Origin of the sequence: Acinetobacter rathckeae (assembly GCF_015627125.1) — a bacterium.
GTDB classification, from domain to species: domain Bacteria; phylum Pseudomonadota; class Gammaproteobacteria; order Pseudomonadales; family Moraxellaceae; genus Acinetobacter; species Acinetobacter rathckeae.
Genome location: NZ_VTDO01000001.1, coordinates 449,272 through 469,794 on the forward strand (window position 1 = coordinate 449,272; position 20,523 = coordinate 469,794).

At 39.8% G+C, this 20,523-nt stretch carries 37 protein-coding genes; 28 read left to right on the plus strand and 9 right to left on the minus strand.

Annotated features, from left to right (window positions below):
- From I2F31_RS02105 to I2F31_RS02130, 6 genes are read right to left on the minus strand one after another with little or no spacing between them, the layout of a single operon-like run.
- Positions 1-375, minus strand: a complete 375-nt coding sequence (locus tag I2F31_RS02105; RefSeq protein WP_195773341.1) for a hypothetical protein — start codon at positions 373-375, stop codon at positions 1-3.
- A gap of 11 nt (positions 376-386) precedes the next feature.
- Complete coding sequence (locus I2F31_RS02110; protein ID WP_195770172.1) at positions 387-1,076, minus strand: hypothetical protein; 690 nt, start codon at positions 1,074-1,076, stop codon at positions 387-389.
- A gap of 14 nt (positions 1,077-1,090) precedes the next feature.
- On the minus strand, positions 1,091-1,759 hold the full coding sequence (locus I2F31_RS02115; protein WP_195770170.1) for a DEAD/DEAH box helicase family protein: 669 nt from the start codon (positions 1,757-1,759) through the stop codon (positions 1,091-1,093).
- Positions 1,760-1,804: 45 nt separating this feature from the next.
- Positions 1,805-2,143, minus strand: a complete 339-nt coding sequence (locus I2F31_RS02120) for a hypothetical protein (RefSeq protein ID WP_195773342.1) — start codon at positions 2,141-2,143, stop codon at positions 1,805-1,807.
- On the minus strand, positions 2,140-2,445 hold the full coding sequence (locus tag I2F31_RS02125) for a hypothetical protein (protein ID WP_195773343.1): 306 nt from the start codon (positions 2,443-2,445) through the stop codon (positions 2,140-2,142). Before I2F31_RS02125 ends, I2F31_RS02120 begins: the two co-directional genes overlap by 4 nt.
- Positions 2,442-2,630, minus strand: a complete 189-nt coding sequence (locus I2F31_RS02130; RefSeq protein WP_195773344.1) for a hypothetical protein — start codon at positions 2,628-2,630, stop codon at positions 2,442-2,444. Before I2F31_RS02130 ends, I2F31_RS02125 begins: the two co-directional genes overlap by 4 nt.
- A gap of 210 nt (positions 2,631-2,840) precedes the next feature.
- On the opposite strand from I2F31_RS02130, the gene I2F31_RS02135 reads away from it, so the two are divergent.
- The gene (locus tag I2F31_RS02135; protein WP_195773345.1) at positions 2,841-3,140 is read left to right on the plus strand and encodes a hypothetical protein; all 300 of its coding nucleotides are present in this window, start codon (positions 2,841-2,843) and stop codon (positions 3,138-3,140) included.
- A 4-nt stretch (positions 3,141-3,144) separates the two neighbouring features.
- Here I2F31_RS02135 and I2F31_RS02140 read toward each other — a convergent pair whose 3' ends face one another.
- The 3 genes from I2F31_RS02140 to I2F31_RS02150 form a co-directional block, all read right to left on the minus strand.
- Positions 3,145-3,336, minus strand: a complete 192-nt coding sequence (locus tag I2F31_RS02140) for a hypothetical protein (protein ID WP_195773346.1) — start codon at positions 3,334-3,336, stop codon at positions 3,145-3,147.
- Positions 3,337-3,802: 466 nt separating this feature from the next.
- The gene (locus tag I2F31_RS02145) at positions 3,803-4,021 is read right to left on the minus strand and encodes a hypothetical protein (protein WP_195773347.1); all 219 of its coding nucleotides are present in this window, start codon (positions 4,019-4,021) and stop codon (positions 3,803-3,805) included.
- Positions 4,022-4,038: 17 nt separating this feature from the next.
- Complete coding sequence (locus I2F31_RS02150; protein ID WP_195773348.1) at positions 4,039-4,728, minus strand: S24 family peptidase; 690 nt, start codon at positions 4,726-4,728, stop codon at positions 4,039-4,041.
- A gap of 113 nt (positions 4,729-4,841) precedes the next feature.
- On the opposite strand from I2F31_RS02150, the gene I2F31_RS02155 reads away from it, so the two are divergent.
- From I2F31_RS02155 to I2F31_RS02285, 27 genes are all read left to right on the plus strand, one after another.
- Positions 4,842-5,030 carry a hypothetical protein gene (locus I2F31_RS02155; RefSeq protein WP_195773349.1) on the plus strand — a complete coding sequence of 63 codons (189 nt, stop codon included), beginning with the start codon at positions 4,842-4,844 and terminating at the stop codon, positions 5,028-5,030.
- Positions 5,031-5,034: 4 nt separating this feature from the next.
- Positions 5,035-5,409, plus strand: coding sequence for a transcriptional regulator (locus tag I2F31_RS02160; RefSeq protein ID WP_195773350.1), 375 nt, complete (start codon positions 5,035-5,037; stop codon positions 5,407-5,409).
- 47 nt (positions 5,410-5,456) lie between these two features.
- Positions 5,457-6,122 carry a Rha family transcriptional regulator gene (locus tag I2F31_RS02165; protein WP_195773351.1) on the plus strand — a complete coding sequence of 222 codons (666 nt, stop codon included), beginning with the start codon at positions 5,457-5,459 and terminating at the stop codon, positions 6,120-6,122.
- On the plus strand, positions 6,122-6,418 hold the full coding sequence (locus tag I2F31_RS02170) for a hypothetical protein (protein ID WP_195773352.1): 297 nt from the start codon (positions 6,122-6,124) through the stop codon (positions 6,416-6,418). Before I2F31_RS02165 ends, I2F31_RS02170 begins: the two co-directional genes overlap by 1 nt.
- Positions 6,418-7,299 carry a DNA-binding protein gene (locus I2F31_RS02175; RefSeq protein ID WP_195773353.1) on the plus strand — a complete coding sequence of 294 codons (882 nt, stop codon included), beginning with the start codon at positions 6,418-6,420 and terminating at the stop codon, positions 7,297-7,299. The genes I2F31_RS02170 and I2F31_RS02175 overlap by 1 nt, the downstream gene beginning before the upstream one ends.
- The gene (locus I2F31_RS02180; protein ID WP_407647846.1) at positions 7,280-8,011 is read left to right on the plus strand and encodes a hypothetical protein; all 732 of its coding nucleotides are present in this window, start codon (positions 7,280-7,282) and stop codon (positions 8,009-8,011) included. Before I2F31_RS02175 ends, I2F31_RS02180 begins: the two co-directional genes overlap by 20 nt.
- Entirely contained in the window at positions 8,008-8,238 is a 231-nt protein-coding gene (locus I2F31_RS02185; RefSeq protein ID WP_213014782.1) for a hypothetical protein, read from the plus strand. The genes I2F31_RS02180 and I2F31_RS02185 overlap by 4 nt, the downstream gene beginning before the upstream one ends.
- Positions 8,235-8,531, plus strand: coding sequence for a hypothetical protein (locus tag I2F31_RS02190; RefSeq protein WP_195773355.1), 297 nt, complete (start codon positions 8,235-8,237; stop codon positions 8,529-8,531). Before I2F31_RS02185 ends, I2F31_RS02190 begins: the two co-directional genes overlap by 4 nt.
- Positions 8,528-8,725 (plus strand): hypothetical protein, encoded by a 198-nt coding sequence (locus tag I2F31_RS02195; protein ID WP_195773356.1) that lies wholly within the window; start codon positions 8,528-8,530, stop codon positions 8,723-8,725. Before I2F31_RS02190 ends, I2F31_RS02195 begins: the two co-directional genes overlap by 4 nt.
- Complete coding sequence (locus I2F31_RS02200) at positions 8,722-9,090, plus strand: DUF1064 domain-containing protein (RefSeq protein WP_195773357.1); 369 nt, start codon at positions 8,722-8,724, stop codon at positions 9,088-9,090. Before I2F31_RS02195 ends, I2F31_RS02200 begins: the two co-directional genes overlap by 4 nt.
- Before the next feature lie 9 nt (positions 9,091-9,099).
- The gene (locus I2F31_RS02205) at positions 9,100-9,339 is read left to right on the plus strand and encodes a hypothetical protein (protein ID WP_323127545.1); all 240 of its coding nucleotides are present in this window, start codon (positions 9,100-9,102) and stop codon (positions 9,337-9,339) included.
- A 9-nt stretch (positions 9,340-9,348) separates the two neighbouring features.
- Complete coding sequence (locus tag I2F31_RS02210) at positions 9,349-9,846, plus strand: hypothetical protein (protein WP_195773358.1); 498 nt, start codon at positions 9,349-9,351, stop codon at positions 9,844-9,846.
- A 664-nt stretch (positions 9,847-10,510) separates the two neighbouring features.
- Positions 10,511-10,696, plus strand: coding sequence for an ogr/Delta-like zinc finger family protein (locus I2F31_RS13480; RefSeq protein WP_407647856.1), 186 nt, complete (start codon positions 10,511-10,513; stop codon positions 10,694-10,696).
- Entirely contained in the window at positions 10,674-10,847 is a 174-nt protein-coding gene (locus tag I2F31_RS02220; protein WP_195773360.1) for a hypothetical protein, read from the plus strand. Before I2F31_RS13480 ends, I2F31_RS02220 begins: the two co-directional genes overlap by 23 nt.
- Entirely contained in the window at positions 10,837-11,112 is a 276-nt protein-coding gene (locus I2F31_RS02225; protein WP_195773361.1) for a DUF968 domain-containing protein, read from the plus strand. Before I2F31_RS02220 ends, I2F31_RS02225 begins: the two co-directional genes overlap by 11 nt.
- A 46-nt stretch (positions 11,113-11,158) precedes the next feature.
- On the plus strand, positions 11,159-11,683 hold the full coding sequence (locus I2F31_RS02230) for a recombination protein NinB (protein ID WP_195773362.1): 525 nt from the start codon (positions 11,159-11,161) through the stop codon (positions 11,681-11,683).
- 9 nt (positions 11,684-11,692) lie between these two features.
- Positions 11,693-12,292: a terminase small subunit gene (locus I2F31_RS02235; protein ID WP_195773363.1), complete on the plus strand. Its 600-nt coding sequence runs from the start codon at positions 11,693-11,695 to the stop codon at positions 12,290-12,292.
- Positions 12,292-13,947 (plus strand): terminase, encoded by a 1,656-nt coding sequence (locus I2F31_RS02240; protein ID WP_195773364.1) that lies wholly within the window; start codon positions 12,292-12,294, stop codon positions 13,945-13,947. Before I2F31_RS02235 ends, I2F31_RS02240 begins: the two co-directional genes overlap by 1 nt.
- A gap of 12 nt (positions 13,948-13,959) precedes the next feature.
- Entirely contained in the window at positions 13,960-15,390 is a 1,431-nt protein-coding gene (locus tag I2F31_RS02245; RefSeq protein WP_195773365.1) for a DUF1073 domain-containing protein, read from the plus strand.
- Positions 15,341-16,030: a phage head morphogenesis protein gene (locus tag I2F31_RS02250; protein WP_323127546.1), complete on the plus strand. Its 690-nt coding sequence runs from the start codon at positions 15,341-15,343 to the stop codon at positions 16,028-16,030. Before I2F31_RS02245 ends, I2F31_RS02250 begins: the two co-directional genes overlap by 50 nt.
- A gap of 43 nt (positions 16,031-16,073) precedes the next feature.
- On the plus strand, positions 16,074-17,420 hold the full coding sequence (locus I2F31_RS02255; protein ID WP_195773367.1) for a DUF2213 domain-containing protein: 1,347 nt from the start codon (positions 16,074-16,076) through the stop codon (positions 17,418-17,420).
- An 11-nt stretch (positions 17,421-17,431) separates the two neighbouring features.
- On the plus strand, positions 17,432-17,908 hold the full coding sequence (locus I2F31_RS02260) for a structural cement protein Gp24 (protein WP_195773368.1): 477 nt from the start codon (positions 17,432-17,434) through the stop codon (positions 17,906-17,908).
- A 58-nt stretch (positions 17,909-17,966) separates the two neighbouring features.
- Positions 17,967-18,971 carry a DUF2184 domain-containing protein gene (locus I2F31_RS02265; protein WP_195773369.1) on the plus strand — a complete coding sequence of 335 codons (1,005 nt, stop codon included), beginning with the start codon at positions 17,967-17,969 and terminating at the stop codon, positions 18,969-18,971.
- 10 nt (positions 18,972-18,981) lie between these two features.
- Positions 18,982-19,272 carry an STY1053 family phage-associated protein gene (locus I2F31_RS02270; RefSeq protein ID WP_195773370.1) on the plus strand — a complete coding sequence of 97 codons (291 nt, stop codon included), beginning with the start codon at positions 18,982-18,984 and terminating at the stop codon, positions 19,270-19,272.
- 2 nt (positions 19,273-19,274) lie between these two features.
- Positions 19,275-19,661 carry a DUF4054 domain-containing protein gene (locus tag I2F31_RS02275; protein WP_195773371.1) on the plus strand — a complete coding sequence of 129 codons (387 nt, stop codon included), beginning with the start codon at positions 19,275-19,277 and terminating at the stop codon, positions 19,659-19,661.
- Positions 19,658-20,164 (plus strand): hypothetical protein, encoded by a 507-nt coding sequence (locus I2F31_RS02280; protein WP_213014783.1) that lies wholly within the window; start codon positions 19,658-19,660, stop codon positions 20,162-20,164. The genes I2F31_RS02275 and I2F31_RS02280 overlap by 4 nt, the downstream gene beginning before the upstream one ends.
- Positions 20,151-20,522: a hypothetical protein gene (locus I2F31_RS02285; RefSeq protein ID WP_195773372.1), complete on the plus strand. Its 372-nt coding sequence runs from the start codon at positions 20,151-20,153 to the stop codon at positions 20,520-20,522. Before I2F31_RS02280 ends, I2F31_RS02285 begins: the two co-directional genes overlap by 14 nt.
- Position 20,523: the final 1 nt, after the last annotated feature.

Sequence of the window (20,523 nt, forward strand, 5' to 3'; positions counted from 1 at the left end):
TTACTCATGGTCTTTCTCCACTGCTTCGATCAGTGATTTGTGTTTTAGCGACAATTCATATATTTTATCTTTTAGTCTTTCCTTATAATATTCTGTATCCATTATGCCAAACCAGATTGGATCGCTCTCTAGAAACTCTCCCTTATTGATTATTGACTCAGCTATATGCCCAGGTAATTCTCTCGGCACCAAAACAAACTCACCACTTTCCAGTTTTTCGAGCTTTTGTTTTAGCTCGTTGATTTCGGCTTGGGCTAGTTCTGCACGTTTTTGCCAAGCTAGCCAACTACATTGTAAAATTGGATTGTCTTCATTAGGTTTAGGTAATCCAAAGTGTTCAGCAAAAACTCCATATTCTTTCTTTAAATCAGTCATTCCAAACCCTCCTAAAATGGCAAATTATCGTCATCATGGGGTTGTGGCTGATTGCCATACCCTTGTGATTGTTGAGGTTGGTTGTAACCCTGATTTTGCTGTTGATGCTGTGGTCTATTATTGTTATTTGATTTACGAGTCGCATCACCAACATTGATAAGTCGATTTAATACTTTTTCTAATGCTAAAGGCTTGATGGCACGATCAAGAATTTCAGCAGCCATGAAATCTGTACCATATTGAAAAGCAGCATAGAAATTCATTTGATATCGCCACTCACCGTTTTGGTTTTGGTAGTTTTCACGCTGTAAGAGTAGGCCTATAGGCTTATTATCAAGCTCGGGTGCGACAGTACAAGGTTGTTTAACTTTTCCACCTGCATCATAGCTATACTTTTCTAATGTGCGATTTGTTGGTGTTAGGGTTTGAATTTGAGCACATGCCAGTAAAGCATTAACCTTGTCAAAACCAAAGATAGGCGTACCATCAGCTTGATGCGTCCAGATCGTAAAGGACGTTGTTGCATCGTTGTCTGCGATGAAGTGGAATTCTAAACCTTGTGTTTTTTTTCCACTGTTTGATGTCACAAATTCAACGTGTGAGATTTTCCCTGCATATTTTCCTGTTTGGTCTATACGACCACCACCATCGGCTTTTTTTGCAGCATCTTGATTAAAGTTAAATTGTTGATAGTTGCTCATGATAAAATCCTCTGTTAAGCGTTTTCAGTCAGTTGGTTTTGCGTGTTGGTATTAATGCCCCAGTATTCACAGATAGCGTCATCTACCACTTTTAAATCATTTTCAATATGTTCAGTTTCAAATAAGCCCATCGGTGACTTAACGGTGTTTTGACCATTGTTTTGTGTTGTGAAAATATATTGACCATTAGTAACAGCAGTTTGAAGAACAACAGTAACCAAGCCTTCGAGTGTGATTTTTTCATCAAGAAGTTTTCCAATGGTTTTCATTTTTGTTTTTCCATTGTCGTTTTCTTCTGTATGAGAGAGTACGTAAACTCGTTTATGGTCTGGAAGATTCATTGCGGTCATCAAAATGTCGTATGCATTTTTAGCCATCTCTGTAAACTTATCGAAGCCTTTTTCCATTGCTCGATTCATAAATTCAGAGGCCATGATGTATTGAAAGTCATCAATAATGATGATGTTTTTTGGAGTCTTGGTAAGAAGATTTATGATATTTTCAGCTTTTGTTTGCTTAGTCACACAACCATCATCTTTAGTGAGAGGTTTCCATTTTGCTGAACGAAAAGGCAATGGCTTTCTAACTGCCTGAATTAATAAAATATCGTCAGGATTCATATTACGCAGGCTTGTGGATTTACCTGTACCACTTTGCCCTAAAATTAGTGTTGCTATACTCATTTGTCATTCCTCAGTATTCAGTGTGTTTTGTTGTGAATGGGGTATTTAATCCCCCTTATATCTTCTGTCTGAGTAGATCTCATACGGCTTTGCAGGAGCAGGAACAACAAAAATACGTTCAGGCTTAGGTGGGCCATAAATCACTGGCTCTTTTTGACCAATAGGGGTCATGTTGTCATCTTTGTAGTGACTGTTTTTAACCCAGCAACTTTCTGATTCAACCCAAAAATAGGTTTGACCATTCTCAACTTTCAAGAACACAGTACTGTTGCCAAGCGTCTTGTAGTGGGTTGCCTCATTTTGCTTGCCTGGATACTTGCCAAACTTAGCCATAAAATCCCAATATGACTCAGTGGTTGGAAATGTTTTAGCCAATGTATTCATGCTGCTTTACTCCCAATATTGAGATACAACAAAATGTTTTCAGCCTTTTCGATCTGTTGTTCCATGTGCATGATTTGCAAACAATCTGCTTGATTATCGGCATTTAAGAAAAAGCGTTGGTTCAATATGAGCTTGTTGTTATCCCAGATCGTTACTAAACAAGACTCTTTGCTGATTTCTACACGCAAGCCATCAATTGAAATAGCTTTCTTCACAAGCCCTATGGCCATTGATAAAGCCTTTTTCTCAAGTCGGGCAACTTCAACTTCGTACAGTTTTTTAGGTTCAAACTTTGCATTCATGAGTTAATCCCCCAAACGATTGATACAGTGACTAGGCAGAGAAAGGCACATAAAGCAACGGCTTTGATGTCGTCCTTTAACTTCTTGCGAGCATCTTTTTTAAGGCGTTCTTTTTGAAGCTTGAGCAGGTTATGAATGCAGTATTTCTGCATTTCATCTTGCGTCATTTCTTGATCTTGTTGCATAATTACCTCGTTCCGATGGAAAGCCCGTGGTTGATTTCGACGTCTGCACGGGCTTTTTGTTGTCTTGTTAAAACATATATTCGGATAATCGAACAAATAAGTCAAGACTTTGTTCGGTTTTATTTGTAATTATTGTTCGGTTTTTGGAATAAGAAGTTTATAATACCCAAAAGAAAGCCCCGCATAGTGCAGGGCTGAATGGAGGTTCTTATGACACAAGAGCAAAAATACAACTTAGCATTAGCTCTAATTTCTCAGGGCGTGACTAACCTTAATGATGTACAGAATTTTATTGATGGATTGGACTTAAATCACGAGAAAGTATCAGCAAAGGGTTCGGCATGGGTAGGATCGGAAGATAAATCAGATGGTGGTATCCATTTTGACAAAGATGCAGAAATAACTATCAGCTGTCCTAAAGAGCATCACTTAAACATTTTTAGCCTTGTTCAAGAATACTCTTTAGATAATGGTTTGGGCGCAGTCAATATTAAAAGACAAGCAGTGTAATCTTCTAATATGAAGTCCTAAAATCAACATTACCCACAGGCTTGCTTTTACGCTTGATTTCACTCTTTACCTCTTTGAGTGAATCATTGTAAGTCTTAACCCAATCATAGCTTGAGGTTGGGTTTAGTTTAGAGTTGTTAGCAAACTTGGCTTTGGTTATTTCTAAAGCTATTGCTTCTATCGTTGCATCATTCATTATTTTCTCCGCCCGATCTGTTGTATGGACTGTGTCGGGTGCACAGTTTGATTTTGTTGTAATGGTTGTGTATTTTTAAAATAGAGTGAGGGGTGATGACGACCATCACCCCTCGGATTTATACAAACCAAGAGCAGATTGCAATTAGTGCGTAAAGGTTTATTTTTACTTTTAATTTAAAACCTGTCTTAGTTTGTAACGTCAATGAAAACATGGCATTTACCTTGTAATTCACTGGCGAGCGCTCACCAATTAAAGTCGGTGAATTTATATAGCGATTTGCCAACCGCTTGCCCTTAAAGTGTGCGCACACTGTCGGGGCGGCAGCTTCCTATTAAAAACTGACATCCGTCCTACTCCCAGAGCAGTGTTTTTAATAGTTCACCTTTAGCGGAGTATCAATCCGCAATTCGAGATTGATGGTCTCGAATACCTTAAGCCTCAAGCATTCGTGTTTGGGGCTTATTTATTCACCGAAAGCAACTAAACTGTTTCTACACATTTGCCTAGCTTTATCTTCTGCTGAAATATTTTCACTACTTAATCTTGGATAAGAGCCAATATCTTTATAGTATTGAATACCTTTATCAACGCATTGATAGTATTGGTTATTATAGTCATCACCATCATTGCTACTACATCCAGCTAAAACCAGTACAGCAACCCCTAAAGCTAAATTTTTCATAAACCCTCTGTTTCTTATTACCAAGTATCTAAAGATGAGACTTGCCAAACCCATCCTACGATTTCAAATTCTTCTTCTTTTATCTGTTGTGCGCTCAATCTAACTTCAGGAAATTCGACAGCATTATCCGAGACAATCCTTACACCTCCTAGGGGAAGGTTGTATAGACGCTTAATCATAAATAAACCGCCATGACAGATTGCAAAAACCTTTCCATCTTTTATAATTTTTTTACCCATATCGACATACACAGTATCTCCATTTTTAATAGTTGGAGACATAGACTCACCTGATGCATCTGCAGCAAAGGTTTCGCTGTGCTGTATCCCTAAATTGCGTAAGACTAGTTTTGTCAATCTTAGTTTGCTTGATTGGTTAGCCATAGCCTCACCAACCGAACCATGCCCACAAGCAAATCTAAAGTCCTTAAAGTAAGGAACTTCAACCTCATCACTATCTAATGGCGTGTGCTCATCCCAAACACGAATGTTTTCCAAAGTAGGATTGCCCTTTACCCCATAAAGAATCCAACCCTCTGTTACTTTCAGGGTTTGAGCTAGAGCACCAATATGCTTTGCACTCGGTTTATTTGTGCCATTTACCCACCCTGAAATAGTAGCCCTGCCTGCACCAGTGCCTCTCAATAGGTCTGCCTGTGACAATCCGAGTTCTTGCATTTTTTGGTTAATTCTGTCAGCAACTTCCATGAAAGCCTCAATGTATAAATATGTATTTATGTTCGGAATTATGAACAATTTAATTGACGATTACACGAACATGTGTTTCAATAAACCGAATATAATTGTTCGGTTAATAGAATATGAACGTAAGTGAATTAAGGGCGTTTTACAGAGTGAAAAATAACTCTCAATTAGCCCGAAAGATTGGTCGAGGCAGAACGACTATTTGTGATTGGGATAAATTTGGAATCCCAAACGGTGCACAAGCAATTCTACAAATCCAAACCAATGGCGCATTAAAAGCCGATCTGAAACAACAAGTAGCTTAAACCCATGAATAAATTATCCACTGAATTATCTGCAAGAGCGAGAAATGAAGTTGCAAGAGTATTGCAAGCTCTTGCGTCATGTAATCAAGGGCAGATTGCAGAGCAGTTAGGACTTGATCCCAGTACTTTATCTCGCATGAAAAATGATAAGAAAACCAATGGTTTGACGGAAATTGAAAACTGTTTAGTCCTATTGGACATTCTTGGATATAAAACCGTAAACAAAAAATATCGAATGATTCGTGAAGAAAAACTGAATGCACTTTTTGTTATGGCTAAGGCTTGGATGGAGAGCAAGCAGTCAGTAGATGACTTTTTTCAAGATGATATTGAAGATTTTGGAATGGGTTTCGACCTTGGTTACAAAGAAAAAGCCTGATCGTCGACATCAGGCTTTTATGTTCACTAATTAAAGGAAAATGAACAATGAATATGATTGCACAGTTTAACCAAAAAGAAAACAGCATGACGAGTTTGGAAATTGCTGAACTTGTTAGCAAGCGCCACGACAATGTGAAACGTCTTATTGAAAAGTTAGCAGAACAAAGTGTTATAGCGCTTCCTCAAATTGAGGAAACGTCTTTTTTAGACTCAATTGGTAGAAATCAAAAAACCAACTCATTTGTATTCACAGGTGAACAAGGAAAGTTAGACAGCATCACCGTTGTCGCACAGCTTTGCCCTGAATTTACAGCAGCACTTGTAAAACGTTGGTATGAACTAGAAAACCAGCAACAACTCCCACAGTCATTTGCTGAAGCACTTCAACTTGCAGCAGACCAAGCGAAGCAACTTGAACTGCAAGCACCTAAAGTTAATTTCTATGACCAACTGGCAGATCGTACCACTTTGATGAATGCCACACAGGTCGGTCAAAAGATTGGTATGTCAGCCCAAAAGCTTAACAAGATTTTAGATAGCCTAAATGTATACAGCCATGCCGTGAAGCGTGGTCGTGTATTTAAGCAATGGTTTATAGACCAAGACTTAGGAGAGCTGAAAGAGACAGATTTGGGCTACTCACAAGCAATGTTCACAACAAAAGGTGAGCAATGGGTATTTGAGCAATTAACGAATGAGGGGCTTATCTAATGAGTATCTCTATTACAAAAGAAGTTGAAGTTAGCACTTACGCCGATGTCGATGTTGAGATAGAAGTTTCTGATGTGTGTAAATTCATTAGCCTTGCTGAAAAAGAGGAAATCAATGAATTGCAAGAAGCTATTAACAAGCGTGACATTTGCGATATTGCCCCTTTAGTTGAATTTGACGCAAACACAATTCGCCATCTGGTAGAGCGTGCAAATATCTTTGGTCTTGACGACATGATGGATTCACTAGGCAGAGAAGCTGAGCGTATAGGCTTAATTTTACAGGTGGGCAAATAATGAGTTCAATGAACATTCAACTGATGGCCCTTGTTGACACACTCAATGAACGTCCTATCGCATTCAATAAACACTATGTAGACCTTGGCTGTGGCATCACAGGGGCATTGATGTTGTCTCAACTGGTGTACTGGACAAAGAAGACAAATAACGCCAATGGCTGGATTTACAAGACAGGTGTAGAGTGGACCGAAGAAACAGGCTTATCTCGTCGTGAGCAGGAAACGGCACGTAATAAACTTAAGGAATTAGGCTTCATCACAGAGCATAAACACGGTGTTCCATGTAAGGTGTTTTTCAAGGTTGAATACGAAGTTTTATACCAAGCATTAATCAATTTGGCACAAGAAAAACCATGTGCGAAACGTACAAACAAGTCTGCACAAAACAGCCAAACTAGTTTGCACGAAACCGACAAGCTAGTTTGCACGAAAGCGCCAAACTGTGATGGCGGAATCCGCCAAACTAATACAGAGAGTACTACAGAGAGTACTACAGAGAGTACTACAGATATTAAGAGCGTAGGGCACACACGCAAAACCAAACCTTCAAAATTCTCATTTGAAAAATCACTTTTGAAACTCGGAGCAAACAAACAATTCGTATCTGAGTTCATGCAAGTACGAAAAGCGAAACATGCAGTCGATTCACAAACCGCATTAAATCGTTTTATCTCCGAACAACAAAAATCAGATCAATCACTCGATGCAGTCCTAGAGCTTTGCATTGTGAACTCATGGAAAAGTTTTAACTCAAACTGGGATTCAGTGAAGCCAAAGCAGAACAACACTTCAAAACAACCACAGCCATCAACACGTTGGTCTGAAATCCAAGAGTTAGTTCAAAAAGAGGAGCAGGGCGATGAACACTATGGTTTCTAATCTCACGAATACTCAAGCTGAAATACAACCAGTGAAATCAGCTCAACTGGTTGCTGTCTTCAAATCTATCGTACCTCGCTCATTTGAAAAAACATTTGATGGTATGCCAACAGAAGCGATTAACACTGCAATGAAAATCTGCATTGATGGTCTAACACGAGATCAAATCAATCTAGGTCTAGCTCAAGTACGTGATAACGGTTTTTGTCCAGACTTAGCAATGTTTCGCAAATGGTGTTTGGGAGTTGTTGGCTTTGGTACTGAACAACAAAGAGCGATTGATTCATTCAAGGGTCGCAATGCTGCACTTGCAAACATTGTGAAATGGCGTGGCAATGAAAATACAAAAATCACCACAGCAGAGCGTGAAGCGTATGTGAGATCAATTGAGTTGTTTCAAGTCTTAAATACTGCAAACAATTACGAGAGATCGGCTTATTACGCTTATGAGGCATTTAAAGAGAATTACATGGACGTAGTTAAGGAATTTGTAGAACAAGGGCTTACACAAGAGATTTGGAAGAAACCTGATGTGATTGAGCCACCAGTGAGATTACCTGGCAAGCCTGAATCAAAACTAGATCAACATACACCAGAACAAGAGAAATGGCTCAAGGCTAAAACTAAGGAGTTGGTTGATACAGGGCTGTCATACCCAGTAGCAATGTTTAAGGCGATGTCGGAAATGCGTGAAATGGGGAAAGTGGCATGAAGCTAAAAACAAAAATGCGATCAAACAGAAGATGCAGACACCAACGAAGTATGTACGCAATGCGTAAAGATAAAGACAGACCTGAAGGTGCTACACACTTTGATCCAAGGCACAACGTGTACTACAAACAAGAAAATGGTCAGTGGTTCTATTTTGAAAATGGTTGGGGTGAGTCTTGGGAGAAAGTCATGGGCAAAGTTGATCTTGAACTTGAGGTGTTGGTATGAAAGCGAATGAATACATAAAAAAGTATGGGATAGATGAAGCACGCAAGTTTTTGGAAGTGCCTAGCTACTCAATTGATCAATTAATGATGCTTAAGTCGGGAGTAGATGTTAGGGAAATTGAAAGGCTTGTTGAATCGCATGATTTACTCGATGAAATAGACGGTATTGATGGTGCGAGAGATCGTATTTATATCTGTGAAATTGATGATTGTACGTCATTTTCATTAGGTGGTTATGTCTATGAAATTAGTCAGGTTAAGCAAGCCATCGCTGATGTGGAGAGCTGTCAATGAGTGAATTTAAGGTGGGTGATTACTTAGTTTTTAATGATATCAATAAGCATAGGGGTGTAATCGTGAAACTTGAAGACATACAGCTTAAAAAAGTATTTGTTCCCTCTATAAGAGTACATGGATATTTACTAGATTTGAGCGATGTAAGACACGCCACCCCAGAAGAAATCAAAGCAGGGAGACGGTTGCCATGATTAAACATGACCTAAAACGCCCCAGAGCAACTAAATTTAAAAGCAAAAAAACTAATGTTGATGGTTTGAAGTTCGACAGCAAGAAAGAGGCACTACGTTATAAAACATTACGTGACATGCAAGAGTACGGAATAATCAGTGAGCTTGAATGCCAAGTGCCATTTGTACTTGCAGAGGGCGTAAAGTTTCAATGTGAAGCACGTAAGAAGCCTGCATTACGCTATGTTTCAGATTTCACATACAAGCATGACGGGAAGCTAGTTGTTGAAGATGTGAAGTCAAGTCATACACGCTCATTGCCAGCTTACAGAATTAAAAAACACTTGATGATGACAGTACACGGCATAGAGATTAACGAAATTTAAGGGGTAGTTGTGGAAGATCATGACTGGATGTTTTATTCAAAAGGTACTTATTACTTGTTTGAACATTGGCAAATAGATAAAGGAAACATCTATAGCAAAGCAAAATATGACAGCAAAGAACAGTTTTTATTAGGTGCTGGCAAACTACTAAATACAGAACAAATTGATCAACTAGATCAGGGTGAAAGTATTTATCTAGAACAAGAAGATGGCACAACTTATTTTTTTAAGTATATAGATTTGAAGTAGGGGTTAAAGATGAGTGCAGTGACTGAACGACATATTATGCAAGTGATGGATTGGACTAAGTACAGTCTTGAAGAGTGGTTATATCAATTTGGAGCATGGCAATATTCGAGTTCAGGCACTTGTGGTAAAAGCATCAATCCAATTGCTGTGGCGATGGATCAGGCAGTAGTGAAGCGTAAGAAGTTTAAACTTGATTTCAACAAGCAAAGACAAGTGATTGCTGATTATTTAACGAGTGACGCTGGAGAGCCCAAAGCAAGGGCAACTAAATATACATGTCAAATCACAGATGATGAAGCTAGAGCAGTACAGCGTCTTATCTTAGACATGATGGGTAGATCAGAAGTACTTGATGAATGGCTTGATGCAGTGATTGATCGGTATTTCTATGGCAATTCATGGGCGGAAATCGCAGTGGATAAAACTGTAAATGATGCTAGACAAGATGTTAAGTGTGGTTTGGCCGCTTTACATGTTCGTTATCCATTTATCCCATTCGGCAGTTGACCTTGCGCAAAGCAACTGCTATATTCGTGTTACAGTGGACGAAGTTATAAGTAATCCACTCGATTAATAAGCCTAACATTTAATTGTTGGGCTTTTTTATTGCCTGTAGATTGACCACCTACAGAACATGCCATCGAGTAAAAAAAACCAAAACTAGGGCTATTGGTATGCCCGACTATAAAAGGAACGAAAGCAAGTAAAGTTAGCCATGCATGTAGGGCGGATGTGATTGTGAGTAGCGGTGTATTAGCATTTGGCCGAGCTAATATGTCGAAATCTAAGGCCACCAAATTTTTAGATAGAGTGTTCTATATATTTGTAATATAAAAATACAGCAGAAATCGTTCCAACTATAGTTAACAATATTGATAAAACTCTTAAAACAGCTTCTTTATCCATGCGACTAAAGTCACTCATAGATGGGATTGTCGCTCCAGTGTCTAAGGTGAAGATGATTAATATTGCTATTAGAATAAAGCGCAAAATTTGCCATATAACATAAAGAGGTATGTAAATTAATTTTGCCAAACCTCTTAAGATTGGATATAGAAATTCTTTAAATTGATCAGACGTATTGGACATTACATTTAAAATTTAACTAAGTTTTAAGAACTATACCGCACACAGAAATGTTGTGCGGTTTTTTATTGAGCAAAGCAACATGATGAAATGCCCGATCTGTGGAAGTGCCTCACATATAAGAACAAGTCGGTATATCACAAAAATGACAAAAGAAGCGTATTACCAGTGTCGAAATACAAATTGCTCAGCGACATTTAAAACAAATGAATCTGTAGTTCAAATACTGCAACAGCCAAGGAGTGCTTATGAACATCATAGAAGCACGTAAGCACTTAAAAAAATACCAAGCAGAACTCAACAAATACCAAAGCTTATCTCGTGAATTAATGAGCTATGACGATTTAATTCATACAGACAAGAAGATTACTTATTTCAAGAAGTGTATAGCGAACATTAGAGAACAGCTTGATGCGAAGTAACAAACGTTTAAACGCGGTTAGATCATTGCCTTGTGTGAAGTGTGGTAGTCCTTACTCTCAAGCAGCACATAGCAATTTTACCGAGCATGGGAAAGGTCGAGGTATTAAGGCCAGTGATGAATACACAATACCACTTTGCCATAAGTGCCATTACGAGTTTGACACGTACTCAAGTATGAAACGCGATGAGTCGAAGTTGTGGTTTGAACAGATGCTGGTTAAGACGAATCGGATGTTAGCAATGGATCAGACGGAGATATTCTAGTCCGAAATTTGTAGTTTTATGGGTAACTAAACGTGGGGAAATGACGATGGATTTAAAACAAACATTCGTCATTAAATCCTTTGCCGATGTAATGCGAGTGCATTCATTCTTGGGTCAACATCACAGCGATGCAGTAGGTGATAATAAGCCGTTGGTTGTGAAGGTGGATCAGAAAGAAGAAACACGCACAAAAGCTCAAAATCGGCTAATCCATATGTGGTTTGGTGAGATAGCTAAACATACAGGTGATACGCCAGAGCAAATGAAGTTCTTAATGAAAAAGAAATTCTTTGCGTCAATCATAGTTCGAGATAATGAAGAATCAAAAGAGCAATACGATTCAGTCATTCAGTTTAAAAAAGTGATTGAGCAAATGAGTGAGAAAGAGCAGAACCACTACTGGGTGCAATACAACAATCTTGTAAAAATGTTTGTTAAAGATCATTTAAAGACGCACAAGGCAACAACTAAGCAGTTGTCAGAGTTTTGCGACAAAATTCACGACTTTGCATCGATTACTTTAGGGCTATATTTAACGTGTCCTGATGATTTGAAGTGGGTAATAAATTAAGGAATAAAAATGACAGACGCAACACAAGGCGCTGAACAACTTAAAAATGAGCGTCATGAGTTGTTCTGCCAAGAGTATTTAAAAGACCTAAATATTTCACAAGCTGCCGTTCGTGCAGGGTTTAGTGAGCGTTCAGCCAAGCAACATGGTTTCGATGTTTATAACCGCGAAGAAGTTCAGGAACGTATCCAATATTTAAATGGTCATCGGTTAGATCGAGTTCAAGTGGACGCTGATTATGTGCTTAGACGTTTGGTTGAAATAGACCAGATGGATGCATTAGATATCATGGATGATGTTGGTAATTTATTACCTTTGAGCGAATGGCCAAAGATATGGCGACAGTATATTTCAAACTTTGAAAGCCTTGAGTTATCTGATGGTGATGGTGCTGTCAAGAAAATCAAATGGCCCGATAAAGTTAAAAACCTTGAGTTGCTTGGTAAGCATGTTTCTGTTGGGGCGTTTAAAGAGCGTCTTGAGCACACTGGTAAAGATGGTGGGCCTATAGAGCACTCTGTAGAAGCTAAACCAAAACTTACACCTGAAGAACTCTCAAAACTTACAGCACAAGAGTTATCTCGATTAGCAATTAATGGGGGGATTTAATGTATACACTTGAAGAAATTACACCTCTCTTAAAAGACTGGACAGTCAATACAAGACTTCCTGAAGTTGTTGCTGAAATGACTAGACGGTACTACTACAAAGCAGTCACTGAGCAATCAGAAGAATCCAAGAAAGCAGAAATCGAGAAATGCAGAAAAGATCCTGTTCATTGGTTTAACCATTGGATATGGACTTATGATCCTCGTGGTATGGCTTATGGGTTGCCAGCTAATCTACCTTTTGTACTTAGACCCAAGCAAGTTGAATTGGTTGAATGGTTACTTGATCGAGAAAACACACAAACTAGTGGTTTAATTGAAAAATCACGAGATGAAGGCATGTCTTATGTTGTTTTGGGTTTCTTTTTACACCACTGGCTTTTTGTTGATGGTTTTGCTGCGGGCGTTGGGAGTCGTAAAGAAGACCTGGTTGATAAGAAAGGTGACCCAAAAACACTATTGCACAAGTTTAGAGATATGTTCTCTAAGATGCCCTCATGGATGAAGCCTAAAGGATTTAGTGAGCGTGACCACGACAATTATTTGCGTATTGTGAACCCTGATAATGGGGCAACTATTACAGGTGAGGCAGGTGATAATATTGGCCGTGGTGGCCGTACCTCAATGTACTTACTTGATGAATGGGCATTTACAGAGCGTCAAAATGCTGTAGATGCTGCAATATCTCAAAATACAAACGTACACATCAAAGGTTCGACGCCAAATGGTATTGGTGATCGATTTTATCAAGATCGTTTTAGTGGTCGTTATCCCATTTTTACAATGCCTTGGCGTGATAATCCTGATAAGAATTGGTCGATTGAATACAAAGGTAAAAAGATTCATCCATGGTATGAAAAACAATTGGCCACATTGGACGATGTTGTCTTAGCTCAAGAAGTAGATATTAACTATGCAGCCTCTGTTGAAGGTGTATTAATTCCTGCTGAGTGGGTTCGTTCTGCGATAGATGCACATAAGACGCTAAATATCGAACCGACTGGCGACAAGATTGGCGGGCTTGATGTTGCAGATGAAGGTAAGGATAAAAACTCATTTGCTGGTCGTCATGGCATCTTACTTAAACGCTTGGATACATGGTCAGGTAAGGGTGATGATATTTTTGGTACCACACAAAAAGCCATGGATATTTGTATCGATGATGCCTACTCAACATTGTTCTACGATGCTGATGGTCTAGGTGCGGGGTGCCGTGGTGATGCTCGCGTGATTAATGAGAAAAACCGAGAGATTGGAAGACCAGAAATTACAGTTGAGTCATTTCGTGGTTCTGCTTCAGTACATGATCCTGATGGTGAAATGGTTGAGAAACGCCTAAATAAAGACTTCTTTGCAAACCTTAAAGCACAGTCTTGGTGGTCTTTACGACTACGCTTCCAAAATACACATCGTGCTTTAAATGGTCGTGACTATGATGCAGACAATCTTATTTCAATTTCTAGTGATGATCTTGATAAGAATGAGATAACACAGCTCATCATGGAATTATCACAACCGACATACAGTAAAAATGGTGTGGGAAAAATACTTGTAGATAAACAGCCTGATGGCTCGAAATCACCTAACCGAGCTGATGCTGTAATGATCTGCTATAACCTGCAACTCTCAAACATTGATGTTTGGAGTAAGCTTTAATTCGAGTCTTATATGAATATCTTAAAACGTACTGCTGATAGTTTTCAGAACTTTGCGGCTCGAGTTGGTTTGGGCGCAGGAAATCAACATGATGAATCAACCTATGGCTTTAATTTTCTAAGTCGTAACCGCCTAAAACTTGAGGCTATGTATCGGTCTAGCTGGGTAGTTGGCCAAGCAATTGATGTTGTTGCTGACGATATGACGCGCGAAGGTATCAATATTCGTGGTTTAGATGATCCAGGTGAAGTTGAAATTATTAATGACACGATGGACCAGCTTGAGATTTGGGACCGTTTAAATGAAACCATTAAATGGGGTCGTTTATACGGTGGTGCACTAGCTGTCATGTTGATTGATGGTCAAGATGCTTCAACACCTTTAAATCCTAAGACCGTCGGAAAAGATCAATTTAAAGGACTTCTTGTTCTTGATCGGTGGATGGCACAACCCACACTACAAGATTTAGTTACTGAGCATGGGCCACATTATGGGAAGCCAAAGTACTACGATGTGTTTTCTGACTCAGTTGGTTTGTGCAACGAGCGGGTTCATTACTCACGTGTGATTCGTATTGATGGTGTGAAACTCCCATACTGGCAGTCAATTGCTGAGAATCTATGGGGACAGTCTGTTATTGAGCGTCTAGAGGATCGTTTAACGATTTTTGATAGTGCGACACTCGGTGCAGGTCAACTTGTCTATAAAGCGCATTTACGCACATACAAGGTTGAAGGCCTTAGAAGCATTATTGCAACAGGTGGTCGAGCTTTTGAGGGTCTAGTTAAGCAGATTCAACAAATCCGTATGTGGCAGTCTAATGAGGGCTTAACCCTCATGGATTCCAAGGATGAGTTTGCAACACATCAATATAGCTTTGCTGGCTTAGATAATATTTTGATGCAGTTTGGACAACAGCTTTCGGGCGCTTTAGGCATTCCGTTGGTGAAGTTGTTTGGACAAGCACCTGCTGGGCTTAACTCAACTGGCGAGAGTGACCTGTCGAACTACTATGATGGGATTAATCAGTCACAAGAGGGTCGACTTAGAACACCGCTTAATACGCTGTTACAGGTGATTTCTATGTCTACGCTTGGTAAGCCTCTACCAAGTTCATTTAAGTTTGATTTTGCCTCACTTTGGCAGATTGATGATGAAACAAAAGCAAGTGTGGCAGATAAAGTATCTACTGCTGTGGCTCGGACGGTAGAGGATGGCTTAATCTCTCGCAAAACCGCATTGAAAGAGTTACGTCAGTCATCAGAAATAACCGGTATCTTCTCCCACATCACAGATGAAGAAATTGATCAAGCCGATGATGATCCACCGCCTCCAAGTGAGATGACAAATGAAAAACCAACTGACGCGGATCAATCCCCATCGAGCGAGGAAGGTGGAGATACGGTACAGCCAACAGCTTCGAAAGATAGCGTTTTACATTGATACAATTGTTAAGGGGTTTGACTTAAACAACCCCAATAACTACCCAATTATTGCCAATGCATTAAATCAGTATGCTTCAACACTGCATGAGTGGGCTGTGAATACCGCAGGTCGCATCATGATGGATGTTGCTTTGCGTGATGAGAAAACATGGCTAATTTATGCAAAGGATATTTCAAAAGGTGTTCAGTATGAAATACGGAACACACCGATTGGGGCAACGTATCAACAGCTACTTGATGAACAAGTTAATCTTATTAAGTCCTTGCCTTTAGAATCAGCTCAGCGTGTTCAAAATCTCGCAACCAAAGCTGTTATTGGTGGTGGGCGAACCAAAGAAATTGTGAACATGATCATGGAGACGGGTCATGTTGCAAAGTCTAGAGCAAATACTATTGCACGAACTGAGATAAGTAGGGCACAAACAAGTTTTACACAAGCACGTGCCGAACATTTAGGTTCAGAAGGCTATATTTGGCGTACAAGTAAAGATTCTGATGTTCGTCACAGTCACCAGGAAATGGATGGAAAATTTGTGCGATGGGATAGTCCACCAACGTTAGACAACATGACGGGTCATGCAGGGTGCTTACCCAATTGTCGGTGCTATGCCGAGCCTGTTATTCCCGAAGATTACTAGAGCCGAAAGGCTCTTTTTTATTGCCTAAATTTAGGTGAAATACATGTTTAAAAAGAAAACGAAAGACAGTCGAACGTTAGATCGATCAAACCTTTATACCACTGGCAAGATTGGACGTACACGCGAAACCACGCCTGAGGGTTATTTGCTTTGCCGTGATGTTGCTGTCGCACGAATTGGCGTTCTTCAGTATGGCAAGGGTGAAGTTCCTGTTACTGCTGACAATACAGGTTTGATCCTGATTGAGCGTGGTGAGGATGAGTTATTCGATCCAAAAACGATTTCAAGTTTTGAAGGAAAGTCAGTTACAGACGACCATCCTGATGAATGGGTAAGTCCTGAAAATTGGAAAGAACTCACAGTGGGTACAACACAAAATGTTCATCGTGGTGAAGGCCCTGATGATGAGTTTTTGCTTGCCGATCTACTTATTACAGATAAAGAAACCATCGATAAAGTTATGGATGGGAAAGTTGAAATTTCTCTTGGCTACGATGCTGACTATCAAGAAGTTAGTGTAGGTAAAGGGGTTCAAAGCAACATTTTAGGTAATCACGTTGCATTAGTTGATAAAGGGCGTTGTGGTTCACGATGCCGCATAGGAGATAGTTTTATGGCGACAAAGCCTAATAAAAAACGAGTAAGTATTGGTGATCGAATTCGTAGCCTTGTTTTTACACGTGATGCTGATGAAGCAGAAAAAATCGCTAAACAAGTTGAAGATGAAGAAAACCGAGATCCAGAACAGGATCGACAAACTTCAGATGAAGAACCTGAAAAAACTTCTGATGAAGAGGAAGAAGGCAAAACCAAAACAGGTGATGCAGCTTTTCAAAAAGAAATGCGTCAATTCATGAAAACAATGGATTCTCGTATGCGTTCATTAGAGCAGGGCAAAACCAAAGATGAAGAACCTGAAAAAACTTCTGATGAAGATGATGACCCAAAAAAAACTAAAGATGGTGAAGATCTAACGGAACCAGGCGTAGGTAAAGAGCTTTCTGATGAAGGTGTTCGTACATACACAGGTGACTCTCTTACAGAAGTATTGTCTCGTGCAGAAATCCTTTCACCGGGCTTTCGTACCCCAACATTTGACAGTGCAAACAATGGCAAGGCTGTATTAAATACAAAGCGTCAAGTACTAAAACAGGCAGTTAAAACACAAGATGCATTAAGTGCAATCACACCATTTACAGGCGGTAGTACTGATTTTGACAAATTACCAAGTCACACCATTGATGCTGCTTTTATCGGTGCATCAGAACTCATTAAATTAAAAAATAATGAAAAAGGTATTCGCTCAGGCATTTCAACCAAAGACTTTGGTCGTCAGCCGATGAGCATTGCCGATATCAATGCAAAAAACCGCGAATTTTGGAATAAATAAGGACTTATAATATGGGCAATTCATTTTTATATCGTATGCCTTCAGGCATTCCAGGTGATGTTTCTCGTAAATCACAATCAACCATTGAAGCACATCGTATTGGTGCACAATTTGCCTCATGTGGCCTATTTGGCATTGTAGATGCAAACGGAAGCTTCGTTCCCCCAACAGCAGACACAACCAAGCCATACGGTATATTGGTTCGTGCCTACCCATTCCAAGGGCAATCAGTTGCACTAGGATCTTCTGCCCCGTCAGCGAATACTATTAATGATGTGCTTGTTCGTGGCTACATGACAGTAATGAACAATGTGGGCACTGCCAAAAAAGGTGGCCAAGTCTATGTTCGTGTAGCGAATGCAACAGATACTAAGCCATTGGGTGGTATTGAAGCCGTTGCTACAGACAAAGAAACCATTGCTGTCGATGCTCACTTTATGTGTGATGCCGATGCAAGTGGCAACGTAGAAATCGCTTACAACATTTAAAAACATCAAATATGCACAGCACCGAAAGGTGCTTTTTTATGTGCGGAGATAAATAAATATGGGTTCTTTAATTTTACCTAAAACTCGTGCTCAAACACGTGATGGATTGCAAACATTTGATGCGCAGACTATAGATAGTGCAGGTGCTTTTGTTGTTGGCGAACTTGAACGTTTAGATCAAACCATGCATGAGCCATTAGCAACAGTGACATGGTCCCGTGATATTGATTTGCGTTCAGATGTTTCTATTGCTGATGAACTCTCATCTTTTACAAACTCAACTTTTGCAGCTGCCGGCGGTGCATCACCAAATGGTAAGTCGTGGATCGGCAAAGAAACCGATGCCATTCAGGGTTTGGCTTTAGATATTGGGAAAACAGCAAATCCTTTAAGTTTATGGGGTATGCAGTTAGGTTGGACGCTTCCAGAGCTTGCATCCGCACAACAAGTGGGCCGCCCAATTGATACGCAGAAATATAACGGCATGATGCTGAAATACAATATGGATGTAGATGAGCAAGTCTACATTGGTGATGGTATTTTGGGTGTTGAAGGTCTTGTCACTAGCTCAAAAGTTGGTGCAACCAATGTGCCAGTTGGTGCATCTGGTAAGGCGGATTGGAAAAATAAAACCGCTGATGAAATTCTTGCAGATGTCAACTTGATCTTAAACCAATCATGGGTTGCAACAGGTTTTGCAGTTGTTCCTGATAAGCTTTTAATTTCACCGACACAATTTAGCTTACTGGTCACTCGTAAAGTATCAGAAGCGGGCAATATTTCAATTCTTGAGTTCTTGAAAACAAATAGCTTATCAAACAGTGCCAATGGCCGTCCTTTAGATATCCAGCCGTTGAAATGGTTGTCAGGTCGCGGGGTTGGCGGTACAGATCGTATGGTTGCTTACACACAGGATCAAAATCGTGTCCGCTTCCCATTGGTGCCATTGCAACGTACGCCACTTGAATATCGCGATTTACGCCAGCTTGTAACTTACTATGGTCGTTTAGGTGTTGTCGAATGGGTATATCCTGAAACAGCATTCTATGCAGATGGTATCTAAGGAGTAAGACATGTCAAAAGTACAGATTCTCTTATCCAAAGATTTGCTGATCCATCTTTCTGCTGAAGAGTCAGTTGAATTAAAGTCAGGGCTACAAGAGGTCGAGCAAGAAATTGCCGATCATTGGTATGTTAAAGCACACTCCCAGCCAGTCACGTCAGATGCGGTTAAGGATGATGCTCATAAAAAAGAGGTTGAATCCTTACAAGCTGAGCTAAACACATCAAATTCCGCACTTGCTGCTGCACAAAAAACGATTGCCGATCTGCAAAAACAAATCGAAGACACTAAAGCGAAGTAATCATGTTAACAGAATCATCTTTTCGTGAATCAATGCCGATGTTTGCAGATGTAAAAGCTTATCCATTATCACAGTTTAATTTTTACCTAAATTATGGTGTGAAATTGTTGCCTGAGAATCGTTGGGATGATCTGTTAGATGAGGGGTTAACCTTTTTTATTGCTCACTACCTAACACTATATAAACGTGCAATCAGTGCCTCACAGATTGGTGCTGATGCAGGAAAGGTTGTGGGCAATGAAACTTCCAAGTCTGTTGATAGTGTTTCTAAGTCAATGGATGTATCAGGTGTAACACTTGATGATGCAGGGCAATGGAATCAAACAACATGGGGCATTCAGTTTCTGCAACTTGCTAGAATGGTGGGTGCAGGTGGTGTTCAATTATGAGTGGTGTCACATCAACAGGTGTGGGGCTGATTGATATTTTAGAAGCAGTCTCACAACTCTCAAAAACAGATGTACTTGTAGGTGTTCCTGATAGTGGTGCTGAAAGAATAGATAGTGAATTAACCAATGCTCAAATTGGTTACTTGCTAGAGAATGGATCGCCAGCAACCAACTTACCACCTAGACCGCATTTAGTGAGAGGTGTTGAAGAGGTACAAGACTCTATCTCAAAGCAACTCACAAAAGCCGTAGAAGCCTCACTAGAGGGTAACCAAAAGAAAATGTATTTCTATTTGAATACTGCGGGTATGAAGGCCATGAGTAGTGTGAAAAATATCATCAATGCAGGTGACTTTGTTCCACTTGCACCTGCAACGATTCGCAATCGATTATCTCGTGGCAGGACTTCAACAAAACCGCTTGTAGACACAGGTCAGTACCGAAATTCACAAACGTATATTGTGATGAATGGAGATAAGGAGGTTAATCGTGCCCAATCTTGATGTTTCTGATGTATTGCTCGACCCTGATTTTATGACTACTGAATTGCTTTGTAATCGCACCCAAGTAACTGTGAAACAAAATGGTACTGCTGATACGTCTTTGCAGAGCATTCCATTTGCGGGCGTTGTGACGACCAATAGTGGCCTTAAAATGGATCGTAAAGAAGATGGAACATTGGTTAAGGGTGCAATCAATATTCATACGCAGTTCCATTTGATTTCAGGTGACAGTTCAACTCAAGCCGATGAAGTTCAGTGGCGAGGTAAAACTTATATTGTTTCACAAGTGCTTTCAAATGCTCACTTTGGGCAAGGTTTTGTGAAAGCAATCTGTGAGTTAAAACCACTTTCAGGATAAA